This window comes from Streptomyces sp. NPDC001903 (genome assembly GCF_042891345.1).
Taxonomy (GTDB): Bacteria; Actinomycetota; Actinomycetes; order Streptomycetales; family Streptomycetaceae; genus Streptomyces.
The window spans coordinates 173,484-188,346 of the sequence record NZ_JBIASZ010000001.1 but is presented as its reverse complement, the minus strand read 5'-3'; the positions used below and the strand labels follow the sequence as shown (position 1 = coordinate 188,346).

The window sequence follows — 14,863 nt, the reverse complement described above, 5'->3', positions numbered from 1 at the left end:
CCCACTCCTCAGCGCAGCTTGGGGTCGAGGGCGTCGCGGACCGCGTCGCCGAGCATGATGAACGCGAGCACGGTCAGGCTCAGCGCGCCCGCCGGCCAGAGCAGCATGTGCGGGGCGTTGCGGATCTGCGAGGCCGCGTTGGAGATGTCGATGCCCCAGGAGACCGTGGGCGGGCGCAGGCCGACGCCGAGGAAGGACAGGGTGGCCTCCAGGGCGATGTACGTGCCGAGCGCGATGGTGGCGACGACGATGACGGGCGCGACGGCGTTGGGCGCGACGTGCCGCAGCAGCATCCGGCCGTTGCCGGCGCCGAGCGCCCGGGCGGCCTGGACGTAGTCGTTCTGCTTGGCGGTGATGACGGAGCCGCGGCCGATGCGGGCGATCTGCGGCCAGCCGAGGAGCACGATGAAGCCGACGACCGGCCAGACGGTGGTGCTGGTGACCACGGAGAGGAAGACCAGGCCGCCGAGGACGACGGGGATGCCGAAGAAGATGTCCGCGACCCGGGAGAGCAGCGAGTCGCCCCAGCCGCCGAAGAACCCGGCGAGCCCGCCGAGCACCGAGCCGAGCAGGGCGGCGCCGAGGGTGGCGCAGACGCCGACGGTGATGGAGGCGCGGGCTCCGTAGACGGTACGGGTGTAGACGTCGCAGCCCTGGGTGTCGTAGCCGAAGGGGTGGCCGGGCGAGGAGCCCTGCTGGGACTTGGACAGGTCGCACTGGAGCGGATCGCCACTGGCGATCAGCTGCGGCCAGATCGAGATGATCACCAGGAACAGGATCATCAGCGAGGAGATGATGAAGACGGGGTTGCGGCGCAGCTGGTGCCACGCGTCGGACCACAGGGAGCGGGCCTTGTCCTGCGGGCCGGGACCCGGCTGGTCCCCGAGACGCTTCTCGAGGCTTTCGGCCTCGTCGAGCGCGAGATCCATGGGTCCGCCCTGGCCGGTGGGGGCGATGGCCTCCCCCTTTCCGGGCTGGAGCGGGTCGTAGGCGGGGGTTCGGCGGCCGGGCTCGGGCTCGGGCTCAGGCATAACGGATCCTCGGGTCCAGGACCGCGTAGAGCAGGTCGACGAGCAGGTTCGCCACCAGGAAGACGATGACGAGGATGGTCACGAAGCCGACCACCGTCGGGGAGTTGTTGCGCAGGATGCCCTGGTAGAGCTGGTATCCGACGCCGTGGATGTTGAAGATCCGCTCGGTGACGATCGCGCCGCCCATCAGGGCGCCGATGTCGGTGCCGATGAAGGTGACGACGGGGATGAGCGAGTTGCGCAGCAGGTGCCGGGTGACGACCCGGCGGCGCGGCAGGCCCTTGGCGACGGCGGTGCGCACGTAGTCGGCCTTGACGTTCTCGGCGATGGAGGTGCGCGAGAGCCGGGTGACGTAGGCGAGGGAGACCAGCGCGAGCACGATGCCTGGCAGGATCAGCTCGTTGAAGGGGGCGTCCGGGGAGACGGTGGGCCGGACCCAGCCCCATTTGACGCCGAAGAGGTACTGGAGCAGGTAGCCGGTCACGAACGTCGGCACCGAGATGACGACGAGGGTGAGCACGAGCACGGTGGTGTCGACGGACTTGCCGCGGCGCAGGCCGCTGACCACGCCGAGGGTGATGCCGATGACGATCTCGAAGAAGATCGCGACGATCGTCAGGCGCAGGGTGACGGGGAAGGCCGAGGCCATCAGCTCGGTGACGGGCTGCCCGTTGAAGGCCGTGCCGAAGTCGCCCTGGAAGATCTGGCCCATGTAGTGCAGGTACTGCTCCCACAGGGGCCGGTCGAGGTAGAGGTCCTTGCGGATGCGCGCGGCGGTGGCGGGGTCGGGCGCCTTGTCCCCGAAGAGGGCGGCGACCGGGTCGCCGAGCGCGTACACCATGAAGAAGATCAGGAACGTGCTGCCGATGAACACCGGGATCATCTGGAGCAGCCGCCGGATCACATAACGTCCCATGGACTGCTCCAGGATCGATCCGACAGGGGGTCAGCTGACCTTGATCTCGTTGTAGACGGGGACGCTGAACTGGTTGAGCGCCACGTCCGAGAGCCGCTCGGCGTAGCCGGCGCTGCCGTTCTGGTACCAGAGCGGGATGGAGGGCATCTGCGCGGCGAGGATCTTCTCGGCGTCCTGGAACTTCCCGATGGCCTTGGCCGCGTCGCTCTCCTGGTTGGCCTCGTCGACGAGCTTGTCGAACTCCGGGTTGCTGAACTTCCCGTAGTTGGAGGAGGCGCCCGTGTAGTAGAGCGGCTGGAGGAAGTTCTGGATCAGCGGGTAGTCGGCCTGCCAGCCGGAGCGGAACGGGCCGGTCAGCTTGAAGGAGCTCTGCTGGTTGCGGAAGTCCGCGAAGGTGCCGATCGGGTTGACCGTGCAGACCGGGCCCTCGCCGATCGCGTTGTTGATGCTGTTGCAGACGGCGTCCATCCAGTCGCGGTGCGAGCCGGTGTCCACGTTGGACGTCAGGGTGACCTTGCCGCCGGGGAGCCCGCCGGCGTCCTGGATGAGCTTCTTGGCCGCGGCCGGGTCGTACTTGCAGGCGTCGCCGCAGAGCGTGGCGTTGAAGCCGCCCTTCTCGCCGAGGGCCGGGGAGGTCCAGTCCTTGGCCGGGGTGCGCGTCTCGCGGAAGATCTGCTTGGTGATCTCGTCGCGGTTGATCGCCATGGAGATGCCGCGGCGGACGTTCTCCATGCCCTCCTTGCTCCACTGCGGGTCGTACAGCGGGAAGGTGAGGGTCTGGATGATGAGGGCCGGCTGGTTGATGTAGCGGTCGCCGAGGTCGTTCTTGACGTTCTTGAGCTGCTGCGCGGGGACGTCGTCGACGAGGTCGAGGTTGCCGGAGATCAGGTCCGTGTAGGCGGTGTTGTTGTCGGTGTAGACCTTGAGGTCGACGCCGCTGTTCTGCGCCTTGTCCTCGCCCGGATAGCCCTCCCAGGTGCGCAGCTTCATGCCGGTGCCCTTGGTGTACGAGTCCACCGTGTACGGGCCGTTGCCGATCGGCTTGTTCAGCCAGCCGGCGTGGTCGGTGAAGAAGGCCTTGGGCAGCGGGGAGAAGGCCTGGTAGCCGAGGGTCTCGGGCCAGGTGGAGAACTTGTTCTTCAGGGCCACCGTGAAGGTCTTGGGATCCTTGACGACCAGCCCGGACATCGTCTTGGCCTTGGGCTCTCCGGAGGCGGGGTGGAGGTCCTCGTAGCCGACGATGTCGGAGAAGAAGGGCGAGTTGTTCTGCTTGTTGCGCACGTCCGCGCCGTAGTTCCAGGCGTCCACGAAGGACTGCGCGGTGACCGGCTCGTCGTTGCTGAACTTCCAGCCGTCCTTCAGCGTGACGGTGAAGTTCTGGCTGTCGGTCGTCTCGATCTTCTCGGCGAGCATGTTCTTGGCCTCGCCGGTCTTCGGGTCGTACCGCTTGAGGCCGCGGAAGATCATGTCGAGGACCTTGCCGCCCTGCACCTCGTTGGTGTTGGCCGGCTCCAGCGGGTTCTGCGGGTCACCCCAGGAGGAACTGACGATCCCCGCGCCACCGCCGCCGCCTCCGCCGCTGTCGCTACCGCCGCAGGCCGTCGCCGCGAGGGCGACGGCCACCGCACATGCGGCCCACTTGGCGTGGGTGGCTCCGCGCATGGAGTGCCTCCTATGGCTCCCAAGACTCACTTAGGGCCCAATGTCACCCTATGTGGGGGCCGGAACACTCCTCGTTGGACCGATTGCACCCTCGCGTCCCGCGGCTGTCACCCGCGCGAGTGCAAACTCAGCTCCCAGGTGTCCACCGCGTAGTGCAGGCGCATGCCGTGGGCCTCGTACAGCGCGAGGGCGCCGGTTTCGTTGCGGGTGTCCACGCCGAGGCCCACGGTGTCCCGGCCGCGGGCCGCGTAGGCGGCGAAGCCGTGGCGCAGCAGGAAGCCTCCGATGCCCCGGCCGCGCAGGTCGGATCGGACCCCGAGGTGGCTGAGCCAGCCCATGCTGGTGCGGTCGTCGCGGGTGAGCAGCACACCCGCGTCGCCGGCGCCGGGCAGGCTCGCGATCCAGACCAGCGACCAGTCGAGGGCGCGGGCGTCGAGGTGGTCCAGCCACGCCTCGTACGGGCGGTGCACATGGCCGAAGTGGGCGGAGAAGGTCTCCTCGACGAGGGCGTGGACCCGGCGGCGGTCGGCCTCGTCGGCGGCGCAGTCGCGCAGGAGCAGCCCCGCGGGAGGGGCGGGCGGCGGGTCGGCGGCCGGGGACAGGCTCCGGGTCATCACCTGGTAGCGGCGTACGGACCGGTAGCCGCGGCCGGGCAGCACGTCGGCGTCGAGGACCGGCTTCACGTTGAGCTGGAGCCGCATGACGGCGTCCTGCGTCCCGGCGGTGAGCTCGCGGGCCCGGATCTCCATCAGCTCCAGCAGCCGGACGGCGGCCGCGCGGTGGCCGGGCAGCACGTAGTGGTCGGAGTCGATCCTGCCGGGCCCGGAGTCGTTCCACAGCTGGGCGTAGGCCACGAGCCGGCCGCCCTCGAAGGCCAGCCAGGAGTCCTTGGCCAGGTCGGTGTCGGGGTGGTGGAGGTCGGCCTCGACGGCTGCGAGGTCGGTCTCCGGTCTGCCGATCTCGATGACGTCGACGGCGTTGAGCAGGGCGCAGATGTCGGACGCGTCCCCGGGCCCGGCGGGGCGTACGGTCGGCGTGCTCCGGGTCCGGCGGTCGTACGGTGTCGCGGTCACCCGCCCACTGTCCGCCCGCCGCGGGCGCGCCCGCAACTCCCTTTCGGCGCGGCCCCGGCGGGGTGTCAGTTGAGCTCGACGTGCGCCAGGTCGATGCGGCCCTGGGCGTCGACCCCGACGTTCTTGACGGTCTTGGAGTAGGCCACCGCCGACATGTAGGTGAAGACCGGGATGTACGGGAGGTCCCTGATGACGATGTCGTCGGCCTGCTGGTAGAGCTTCAGGCTCTCGGCCGGATCGGTCGCCCGGTCGGCGGCGGCGAGGACGGCCTCGAACTCGTCGTTCCCGTAGCGGCCGAAGTTGGAGCCGTTCGCGATGGCCTCCTTCGAGAAGACCGGGCGCAGGTAGTTCTCCGCCGCCGGGTAGTCCATGGCCCAGCCCATGCGGAAGGCGCCCTTGAACTTCTGTGACTTCACGTCGTCGGTCAGCGCGGCGGCGCTCGGGAAGGGCTTCGCGGTGACCTCGATGCCGAGGTTGGCCTTCAGCTGCGCGGCGACGGCCTCGATCCACTCCTTGTGGCCGCCGTCCTCGTTGTAGCCGATCTCCAGCGTGTTGCCCGGTATGCCGCCGGCTTCCTGGAAGAGCGCCTTCGCCTTGGTCGGGTTGTACGTGCCGGCCTCGCCGAGGGCGCCCCTGCGGTAGCCGGGGACGATCGGGCTGATGAAGTCGTCGGCGGGCTTGCGGGTGCCCTGGAAGATCTTCTTGGAGATGGCCTCCCGGTCGATGGCCATCGAGATCGCCTTGCGGATCCCGACCTTGCCGAAGGCCTCGGGGTTGGCCTCGAGCGGGAGGCCGAGGTAGCCCACGGAGGCTTCCGGCTTGTAGATGTAGCGGTCGCCGAACTCCTCGGAGACGGTGGCGAGCGCGGAGACCGGCAGCTTGTCGGTGATCTGCAGGGCGTTCTTGTGCAGGTCGCCGTAGGCGGTGTCCAGGTTGTCGTAGATCCTGAAGGTCACGCCGTCGAGCTTGGCGCGGCCCTCGGCCGGGTACTTGTCGTACTTCTTGACCTTGATCTGCTTGTGGTGCTCCCACGCGCCGTCCATGCGGAACGGGCCGTTGCCGATCGGGGCTTCGCCGAAGCCCTTCGGGTCGGCTTCGAACGCCTTGGGCAGCGGGTAGAAGGCGTCGTACCCCAGCATCGTCCTGAACTGGGAGAACGGCGCCTTCAGGGTGACGGTGAAGGTCCGGTCGTCGATGACCCGCAGGCCCTTGAGCTCCTTGGCGGTGGGCGTCCTGCCCTTGCCCGGGGCCAGCTCCTGCGAGCCTTCGATCTTCGAGAAGAAGCCCATCGCCTCGGCGGTGTTCTCCTGGTTGGCACCCCAGTTCCAGGCCCGGACGAAGGACTGTGCGTCGACCTTCTCACCGTTGTGGAAGGTGTACCCGTCCTTGATCCGGATCGTCCAGGTCTTCGAGTCCGTGGTGTCGACGGACTCGGCGATCGCCAGCTTGGGCTCGTTGGTCTTGGTGTCGTACGCGACCAGGCCGGTGAACAGCGCGTGGAGGACTTCCGCGCCTTCGGTCTCGGCGGTCTCCTGCCCCACCAGCCCGTGTTGCGGCTCGCCGAGGACCACGGTGATGTGGCCGCCGGTCCGGCCGGCCTTCGCGTCCTCGTCCGCGCCGCAGGCCGTGGCGGCCATCGCCACGACGAGGGCACCGACGATCCACTGGGCGCTCGCTGTGCGCATGGGTGGTTGCCTCCTCGGGAGTCGCTTTCGATGGGGCGGGAAAACGGACGGGGCCCAGCCGGGATCGGCTGGGCCCCGTCCATTGTTCCGGCGGGATCAGATGGCCAGGACGGCCTTCTCCTCCGCGAAGTGGCACGCCGACTCGTGCGCGGCCAGGGTGTTCACGCCCTGGAAGCGCGTCGGGATCGCCAGCAGCGGCTCCTCCGTGGAGCACCGCTCCTCGGCCTTCCAGCAGCGGGTGCGGAAGCGGCAGCCCGACGGCGGGTTGGCCGGGGAGGGGACGTCGCCGGTGAGGATGATCCGCTCGCGGTGGGCGCGGGCCTCCGGGTCCGGGACCGGCACGGCAGACAGCAGGGCCTGCGTGTACGGGTGCGTCGGGTGGTCGTAGATCTGGGCGTCGGTGCCGATCTCGGCCAGCTTGCCCAGGTACATGACGCCCACGCGGTCCGAGATGTGCCGGACGATCGAGAGGTCGTGCGCGATGAAGATGTAGGAGAGGTTGAACTCCTCCTGCAGCTTCTCCATCAGGTTGATGACCTGCGCCTGCACCGACACGTCGAGCGCGGAGACCGGCTCGTCGCAGATGATGATCTCCGGGTTGAGCGCGAGGCCGCGGGCGATGCCGATGCGCTGGCGCTGACCGCCGGAGAACTGGTGCGGGTACCGGTTGATGTACTCCGGGTTCAGGCCCACGACGTCCAGGAGCTCCTGGACCTTGCGGCGCCGGTCGCCCTTGGGAGCCACCTCGGGGTGGATCTCGTAGGTCTCCCCGATGATGTCGCCGACCGTCATGCGCGGGTTCAGCGAGGTGTACGGGTCCTGGAAGACCATCTGGATGTTGCGGCGGACGGCCTTCAGCGCGCGCCCGGACAGCTTGGTGATGTCCTGGCCCTTGTAGAAGACCTCGCCCGCGGTGGCCCGCTCCAGGTTCATCAGCAGCTTGGCGACGGTGGACTTGCCACAGCCGGACTCGCCGACGATGCCCAGCGTCTCGCCCTGGTACAGGTCGAAGCTGACGCCGTCGACGGCCTTGACCGCGCCGACCTGCTTCTTGAACAGGATGCCCTGGGTCAGCGGGAAGTGCTTGACCAGGTTGCGGACCTGGAGGATCGGCTCGCGCTCGGGGGCGTTCTTGGTGAGCTCAGCCATGGAGCTGCTCCTTCCAGAAGTGGCAGGCGCTGGCGCGGCCGGGCAGCTCGGAGCCGTCCTGCTCGCTGACCACCTGGAGCAGGGGCACGTCGGTACGGCAGATGTCCTGCGCAACGGTGCAGCGCGGGTTGAACGAGCAGCCGGTCGGCAGCCGCAGGAGGTTGGGCGGCAGGCCCTTGATCGCGAAGAGCTCCTGGCCCTTCTGGTCCAGGCGCGGGATCGAGTCCAGCAGACCGCGGGTGTACGGGTGCGCCGGGCGCTTGTAGATCTCGTGCACCGGGGCCGTCTCGACGATCCGGCCGGCGTACATGACCGCGATCTTGTCCGCGACGTCGGCGACGACGCCGAGGTCGTGGGTGATCAGGATCAGACCCATGTTGAGCTCGCGCTGGAGCTCCGCGAGGAGGTCCATGACCTGGGCCTGGACGGTCACGTCGAGGGCCGTGGTCGGCTCGTCGGCGATGATCAGGTCCGGCTCCAGCGCGATCGCCATGGCGATCATGATGCGCTGGCGCATACCGCCGGAGAAGTGGTGCGGGTAGTCGTCCACGCGCTGCTTGGCGGCGGGGATCTTGACCTTGTCCATCAGCTCGATGGCCTTGACCCGGGCTTCCTTCTTCGACAGGCCCTGGTGGATGCGGAACATCTCACCGAGCTGATAGCCGACGGAGAGGACCGGGTTCAGCGAGGAGAGGGCGTCCTGGAAGATCATGGCGATCTTCCGGCCGCGCAGCTTGCGCCGCTCCTCGAAGCTCATCTTGAGCATGTCCTGGCCGCGGAAGAGGATCTCGCCCTGCGGGATCTTGCCGGGGGGCATGTCGAGGATGCCCATGATGGCCTGCGCCGTCACGGACTTGCCCGAGCCGGACTCGCCGAGGACGGCGAGGGTCTCGCCGGCGCTCACGCTGTAGTTGACGCCGTTGACGGCCTTGGCCACGCCGTCCCGGGTGTGGAACTCGACGTGCAGGTCGCGCACTTCGAGGAGCGGCGCCTGGCCGTTCCCGTCACGCGGGGCGGGAACGCTGGAGGTGTTGTCCATGGTGATCACTTACGCCCTCCTCAGCGCAGCTTCGGGTCGAGGGCGTTGCGGACCGCTTCGCCGAGCATGATGAAGGCGAGCACGGTGATGCTCAGCATGATCGAGGGGTACAGCAGGATGTGCTGGGCCACTCGGATCTGCGCGGCGCCGCCGGAGATGTCCACACCCCAGGAGATGGCCGGGGACGCGAGGCCCAGACCGAGGTAGGACAGGGTCGCCTCGGCCGCCACGTAGCCGCCGAGGGCGATCGTCGAGACGACGATGACCGGGGCCATGGCGTTGGGCAGGATGTGCCGGATGAGAATCCGGCCGGTGCCCGCGCCCAGGGCCTTGGCCGCGTGCACGTAGTCCGCCTGCTTGACGGTGATGACCGAGCCGCGCATGACGCGGGTGATCTGCGTCCAGCCGAGGAAGGCGAGGGCGAAGACGACGGTCATCACGGTGCGCTTGGTGAAGGACTGCAGCACGACCATGGCACCGAGCAGGAAGGGGATACCGAAGAACATGTCGGTGATCCGGGAGATGATCGCGTCGGTGATGCCGCCGAAGTAGCCGGCGATCATGCCGGTGATGCCGCCGATGACGGTGACCAGCAGGGTCACGGAGACGGAGACGATGATCGAGGCACGGGTGCCGTAGATCAGGCGGGCGTAGACGCTGCGTCCCTGGCCGTCGTACCCGAACCACTCGGGCGAGCCTATCTGGCCCAGCTCCGGCTTGGTCAGGAAGTGGTGGACCAGGTCGCCCTTGCTGGGGTCGGCGCTGGTGAACAGGCCCGGGAAGACCGAGATCAGCAGCAGGAAGAAGATCAGCACCGAGGAGACGATGAAGTAGGGGTTGCGGCGCAGGTCCGCCCAGGCGTCTCCCCAGAGGCTGCGCGCCTTCTCGGGCTTCGCGCCTTCCACCGGAGCGCTGGTCACCAGGGCCTGTTCGGCCGTCGCGGTGTCGGTCTTGATCATGTCAGGCATACCGGATCCTCGGGTCCAGGACCGCGTAGAGGAGGTCGACGAGCAGGCTGGCGGCGAGGTACACCAGGACGAGAACGGTGACGACGCTGACGACGGTCATGCCCTCGCGGCGGACGATCGCGTCGAAGATGAGGTTGCCGACGCCCTTGACGTTGAAGATGGACTCGGTGACGACGGCGCCGCCCATGAGGGCGCCGATGTCGGTGCCCAGGAAGGTGACGACGGGGATCATCGAGTTGCGCATCAGGTGCACGCCGATGACGCGGCGCTTGGGAAGTCCCTTGGCGACGGCCGTACGGATGTAGTCGGCGCGCAGGTTCTCGGCCATCGAGGTGCGGGTCAGGCGCGCCACGTATGCGAGCGACAGCGATCCGAGCACGACGGCCGGGGCGACGAGCTCGCCCCACGTCGGGTGGTTGCTCACGTTCGGCTGCATCCAGCCGAGCTGGAAGGCGAACACCGTCTTGACGATGAAGCCGAGCACGAACACCGGCATCGAGATGATCAGCAGCGTGAGGATCAGGACGAGGTTGTCCGCGAGCTTGCCCGCCTTGAGACCGGCGACGATGCCGAGGGTGAGGCCGAGCACGATCTCGATGGCGAACGCGAAGAGGGCCAGCTGGAGCGTGACCGGGAAGGCGTCGCCGAGAACGTCGGTGATCGGACGGCCGCTTCGGATCTGGGTGCCGAAGTCGAAGTGGAAAAGGATGCCCGAGAGGTAGTTCCAGTACTGCTGGTACAGGGGCAGGTCGAGGCCGTGCTCGTGCCGCAGTGCGGCGAGCGTGGCGGGGTCGGCGCCCTTGTCGCCGAAAAGACTGGCCACGGGGTCGCCGGGCAGGCTGTACACCATCAGAAAGATGAGCACGGTCGTACCGAGGAAGACCGGGATCATCTGGAGCAGTCGTCGTGCGACATAGCGCCCCATCATGCCTCCGTAGAAGATGCGGCAGAGGCAGCCGGACGGGCCCTTTCGCCACGCACGCACGTGACGGATCCGTCACTGCGTCGCGAAAGGGCCCCCCGGGCTCTGCATTTAGGCCCGGATGCGGGCCGGCTCCCCGCCGGCCCACATCCGTCGAGCGGAATTACGCTGTAGGACTTACTTCTTGACCTCGACGCCTTCGAGGATCGGGTCGCCGTCCTGGGCGTACTTCACGTTCTGGACCTTCTCCGAGAAGCCCGCGTTGACCTTGTAGTACCAGAGCGGGATCGACGGCATGTAGTTGACCAGGTCCTTCTCCACGGCCTGGTACGCCTTCACCGACTCGTCGAGCGACGCGGCCGTGTCGGCAGCGGCGATCTTGGCGTCCAGGTCGGGGTTCGAGAAGCCACCCTGGTTGCCGCCCGCGCCCGTGCGGAACAGGTCGCTGATGAAGTTGGCGTTCACCGGGTAGTCGAGGACCCAGCCGGAGCGGTAGATCGACTTGACCTGCTTGGTCTTACGGGCCTGGAGGTCGGCCTGGAAGTCCGGCTTGGCGTCACCGGTGCACTTGACGCCGGTGGCCTGGGTGATGCTGTTGCAGACAGCGTCGACCCATTCCTTGTGACCGCCATCCGAGTTGAACTGGATGAAGATCTCGTTGTTCGGAACGCCACCACCGGCGGTGATGAGCTCCTTGGCCTTGGCCGGGTTGAACTTGGTGACGTCACCGGTGGCGTTCGGCGTGTAGCCGAGGACGCCCTTGGCGACCCAGCCCGTGGCCGGCTCGCGGGTGCCCTGGAGCACCGTCTTGGTGATGGTGTCACGGTCGATCGCCATCGACAGGCCCTGGATGACCTTCGGGTCGACCGGCTTCGGGGTCTTCCACTGGTCGGCGTAGAAGGCGATGGCCAGGGTCTGGATCGCGGAGTACGCCTGGTCCACGGCGCGGTTGCCGAGGTCGTTGCGGTAGACCGGGAGGTCCTTCGGGCCGATCTGACGCAGGACGTCGACGTTGCCCGACTTCAGGTCCTCGTAGGCGGTCTCGAGGGTGGAGTAGTTCTTGAGAATCACACCACCGTTCTTCGCCTTGTTCTCGCCCTTGTACTCGTCGAAGCGCGTGAGCTCGATCTGCTTCTTGTGCTCCCACGACTTGAACTTGTACGGGCCGTTGCCGACCGGCTTCTCGCCGGCGGCCTTCGGGTCCTTGTAGAAGGACTCGGGCAGCGGGGAGAAGACCTCGTAGCCGAGCTTGTACGCGAAGTACGGAACGGCGTTGGCGAGCTCGATGGTGAAGGTGTTCTCGTCGACGACCTTCAGACCCTCCAGCGCCTCGGCGGTGGGCTTGGCGCCCTCGGCCTCGGGGTGGAGCGCCTCGTAGCCCTTGATGTCCGCGAACCAGGACGCGTTGCCCTGCTTGTTGTTGATGTTCGCGGCCCAGTTCCAGGCCTTGACGTACGAGTCGGCGGTCACCTTGGTGCCGTCGTGGAAGGTCCAGCCCGGCTTGAGCTTGACGGTCCAGAGCTTGCTGTCCTTGGACTCGACCGACTCGGCGTTGACCATGGTCAGCTTGCCGTCGGCGTCGTAGTCGACGAGCTGCGAGAACAGCCCGGACATGACGATCGAGCCGTTGGACTCCATCGTGTCGGCCGGCTGGAGGAGCTTCTCGGGCTCGCCCACCTCGACGGAGTAGATGCCGTTCGGGTCAACCTCACCCTTGCCGGCGGCGTCGCCCTTGTCGTTGCCACCGCAGGCGGTCGCAGCCAGGGCGACGACAATCGCGCCCGCTACCCACTTGGCGCTCTTGGCACCGCGCATGGGTTTCCTCCTCATGAGTCCACTGTTTGATGTGCGGGACACGTGGACGTTTCGCCGACACCCCTGACGGCGAGTTGAACAGTGCCCCGAGTGTGCTCGTGAGTCGACGCTCCCCACAGCGTGTGACCCATTGACCCGAGCTCAATGGAGCCATCCTCAGGGACGACCTGACCGTAAACCACACTTAACTGGTCTCGTTTTCACAACATCACCTCATGCCGAAAACCCGAAATCCGGACAAACGGATAGGAGACAGACACGTGCGAAACGGACTGTTAGTTCATCTTCCGGAGTGTCACGGTCGGTATACGGACACCGCGGACACTGGAACGCAATAATCCGGTTGACAAACGCCAACAACCCCTCCCCCACGAAACCGTGGTGAAGGGGTTGCGGACACAGCGGCGGCCCGGCCGGGCCGACTTGGTGCTACTTGGCGGACTTGGCCCGCGAAGCGGTGCGCGAGCGCTCCTTCTGGTCCAGGACGACCTTGCGGATGCGGACGGCCTCCGGGGTCACCTCGACGCACTCGTCGTCGCGGCAGAACTCCAGGGACTGCTCCAGGGAGAGCTTGCGCGGCGGGATCACGTTCTCCGTGTTGTCCGCCGAAGCCGCACGCATGTTCGTGAGCTTCTTCTCCTTGGTGATGTTCACGTCCATGTCGTCGGAGCGCGAGTTCTCGCCGACGATCATGCCCTCGTACACCTCGGTGCCGGGGTCGGTGAACAGGACGCCGCGCTCCTGCAGGTTGATCATCGCGAACGGCGTGACCGCACCGGCGCGGTCGGCGACCAGCGAGCCGTTGTTGCGGGTGACCAGCTGGCCGAACCACGGCTCGTGGCCCTCGTGGATCGAGTGGGCGATACCCGTACCGCGGGTGTTGGTCAGGAACTCCGTACGGAAGCCGATGAGGCCGCGCGACGGGACGACGAACTCCATGCGGACCCAGCCGGAGCCGTGGTTCGACATGTTGTCCATGCGGCCCTTGCGGACGCCCATGAGCTGCGTGACGGCGCCCATGTGCTCCTCGGGCACGTCGATCGTCATGCGCTCGACCGGCTCGTGGGTCTTGCCGTCGATCTCCTGGGTGACGACCTGCGGCTTGCCGATGGTCAGCTCGAAGCCCTCGCGGCGCATCTGCTCGACCAGGATGGCGAGCGCGAGCTCACCGCGGCCCTGGACCTCCCAGGCGTCGGGGCGCTCGGTGTCGAGGACGCGGAGCGAGACGTTGCCGATGAGCTCGCGGTCCAGGCGGTCCTTGACCTGGCGGGCGGTGACCTTGCGGTCCTTGACCGCGGACTTCGCGTCCGCGCCCTTGCCCGTTCCGCCGCGGCCGACCAGCGGGGAGGTGTTCGTACCGATGGTCATGGAGATCGCCGGCTCGTCGACCGAGATCAGCGGCAGCGCGATCGGGTTCTCCGGGTCGGCCAGGGTCTCGCCGATCATGATGTCCGGGATACCGGCGACGGCGCAGATGTCACCGGGGCCGGCGACCTCGGCCGGCTTGCGGGTGAGCGCCTCGGTCATCATCAGCTCGGTGATGCGGACGTTCGACATGGTGCCGTCACGCTTGATCCACGCGACCGTCTGGCCCTTGCGCAGCTCGCCCTGCTCGACGCGGAGCAGCGCGATGCGGCCGAGGAAGTTGTCGGCGTCCAGGTTGGTGACGTGGGCCTGGAGCGGGGCCTCCTCGTCGTACACCGGGGCGGGGACGTGCTCCAGGATGGTGGAGAAGAACGGCTCCAGGCTGTCGCTGTCCGCGGGGACGGTGCCGTCCTCCGGCTTGGTCAGCGAGGCGATGCCGTCACGGCCGCAGGCGTAGACGATCGGGAACTCGATCTGCTCCTCGGTCGCGTCCAGGTCCAGGAACAGGTCGTACGTCTCGTTGACGACGTCGTCGATCCGGGAGTCCGGGCGGTCCGTCTTGTTGATGCAGAGGATGACCGGCATCTTCGCCTGCAGGGCCTTGCGCAGGACGAAACGGGTCTGGGGCAGCGGACCCTCGGAGGCGTCCACCAGCAGAACGACGGCGTCCACCATCGACAGACCGCGCTCGACCTCGCCACCGAAGTCGGCGTGGCCGGGGGTGTCGATGATGTTGATCGTGATCGGGGCCCCGCCGTCCTTGGGGTGGTACTTCACCGCCGTGTTCTTGGCGAGGATCGTGATGCCCTTCTCACGCTCCAGGTCGTTCGAGTCCATCATGCGGTCGTCGAGGTGCTGGTGGGCGGCGAAGGCACCGGCCTGCTTGAGCATGGCATCGACGATGGTCGTCTTGCCATGGTCGACGTGGGCGACGATGGCGACGTTACGGATGTCGTGGCGCGTGGGCACTTCGGCGCTTCTCCCGGGATCGTGGATGGCGGCGCGTACGGTCCGGCACGCGCGCCTCGACCGGGCGGAAAACCTGCCACGGCCTTACCCCATCGTACGTCGCGTGGCGGGAACCGCCCGCCGGGGGGTCTGTCAAGAGGCCGGAAGGCTGAGTGGGGCCGGGTACGGGGTGGGGGGTTCCCGGCCGAGGATGCTGCGGGTATTGCCGCGGGTCAACGGGTATGGAACGACCTTGCCCGCCGGAGATCCGGCGGGCAAGCGACTTGAGT

Annotated in this window: 11 protein-coding genes; all 11 read right to left on the bottom strand. The window is 67.6% G+C overall.

Features of this window, described 5'->3' with window-relative positions; all coding sequences use genetic code 11:
- Positions 1 to 8: 8 nt before the first annotated feature.
- Positions 9 to 1,031, bottom strand: coding sequence for an ABC transporter permease (locus tag ACFYZS_RS00850; RefSeq protein WP_389005434.1), 1,023 nt, complete (start codon positions 1,029 to 1,031; stop codon positions 9 to 11).
- Positions 1,024 to 1,947, bottom strand: a complete 924-nt coding sequence (locus ACFYZS_RS00845; RefSeq protein WP_389005433.1) for an ABC transporter permease — start codon at positions 1,945 to 1,947, stop codon at positions 1,024 to 1,026. Before ACFYZS_RS00845 ends, ACFYZS_RS00850 begins: the two co-directional genes overlap by 8 nt.
- 30 nt (positions 1,948 to 1,977) lie before the next feature.
- Positions 1,978 to 3,609 carry an ABC transporter substrate-binding protein gene (locus ACFYZS_RS00840; protein WP_389005432.1) on the bottom strand — a complete coding sequence of 544 codons (1,632 nt, stop codon included), beginning with the start codon at positions 3,607 to 3,609 and terminating at the stop codon, positions 1,978 to 1,980.
- A gap of 107 nt (positions 3,610 to 3,716) precedes the next feature.
- Complete coding sequence (locus ACFYZS_RS00835) at positions 3,717 to 4,682, bottom strand: GNAT family N-acetyltransferase (RefSeq protein ID WP_389005431.1); 966 nt, start codon at positions 4,680 to 4,682, stop codon at positions 3,717 to 3,719.
- Positions 4,683 to 4,747: 65 nt separating this feature from the next.
- Entirely contained in the window at positions 4,748 to 6,367 is a 1,620-nt protein-coding gene (locus tag ACFYZS_RS00830) for an ABC transporter substrate-binding protein (protein ID WP_389005429.1), read from the bottom strand.
- Between the two features lie 96 nt (positions 6,368 to 6,463).
- Positions 6,464 to 7,516: an ABC transporter ATP-binding protein gene (locus tag ACFYZS_RS00825; RefSeq protein ID WP_389005427.1), complete on the bottom strand. Its 1,053-nt coding sequence runs from the start codon at positions 7,514 to 7,516 to the stop codon at positions 6,464 to 6,466.
- Complete coding sequence (locus ACFYZS_RS00820) at positions 7,509 to 8,555, bottom strand: ABC transporter ATP-binding protein (RefSeq protein ID WP_389006261.1); 1,047 nt, start codon at positions 8,553 to 8,555, stop codon at positions 7,509 to 7,511. Before ACFYZS_RS00820 ends, ACFYZS_RS00825 begins: the two co-directional genes overlap by 8 nt.
- Before the next feature lie 20 nt (positions 8,556 to 8,575).
- Positions 8,576 to 9,523, bottom strand: coding sequence for an ABC transporter permease (locus ACFYZS_RS00815; RefSeq protein ID WP_389005425.1), 948 nt, complete (start codon positions 9,521 to 9,523; stop codon positions 8,576 to 8,578).
- Positions 9,516 to 10,448 (bottom strand): ABC transporter permease, encoded by a 933-nt coding sequence (locus tag ACFYZS_RS00810; protein WP_389006259.1) that lies wholly within the window; start codon positions 10,446 to 10,448, stop codon positions 9,516 to 9,518. The genes ACFYZS_RS00815 and ACFYZS_RS00810 overlap by 8 nt, the downstream gene beginning before the upstream one ends.
- A 174-nt stretch (positions 10,449 to 10,622) precedes the next feature.
- Positions 10,623 to 12,260, bottom strand: a complete 1,638-nt coding sequence (locus ACFYZS_RS00805; protein WP_389005423.1) for an ABC transporter substrate-binding protein — start codon at positions 12,258 to 12,260, stop codon at positions 10,623 to 10,625.
- A gap of 429 nt (positions 12,261 to 12,689) precedes the next feature.
- Positions 12,690 to 14,594, bottom strand: a complete 1,905-nt coding sequence (gene typA / locus ACFYZS_RS00800) for a translational GTPase TypA (RefSeq protein ID WP_099889655.1) — start codon at positions 14,592 to 14,594, stop codon at positions 12,690 to 12,692.
- Positions 14,595 to 14,863: the final 269 nt, after the last annotated feature.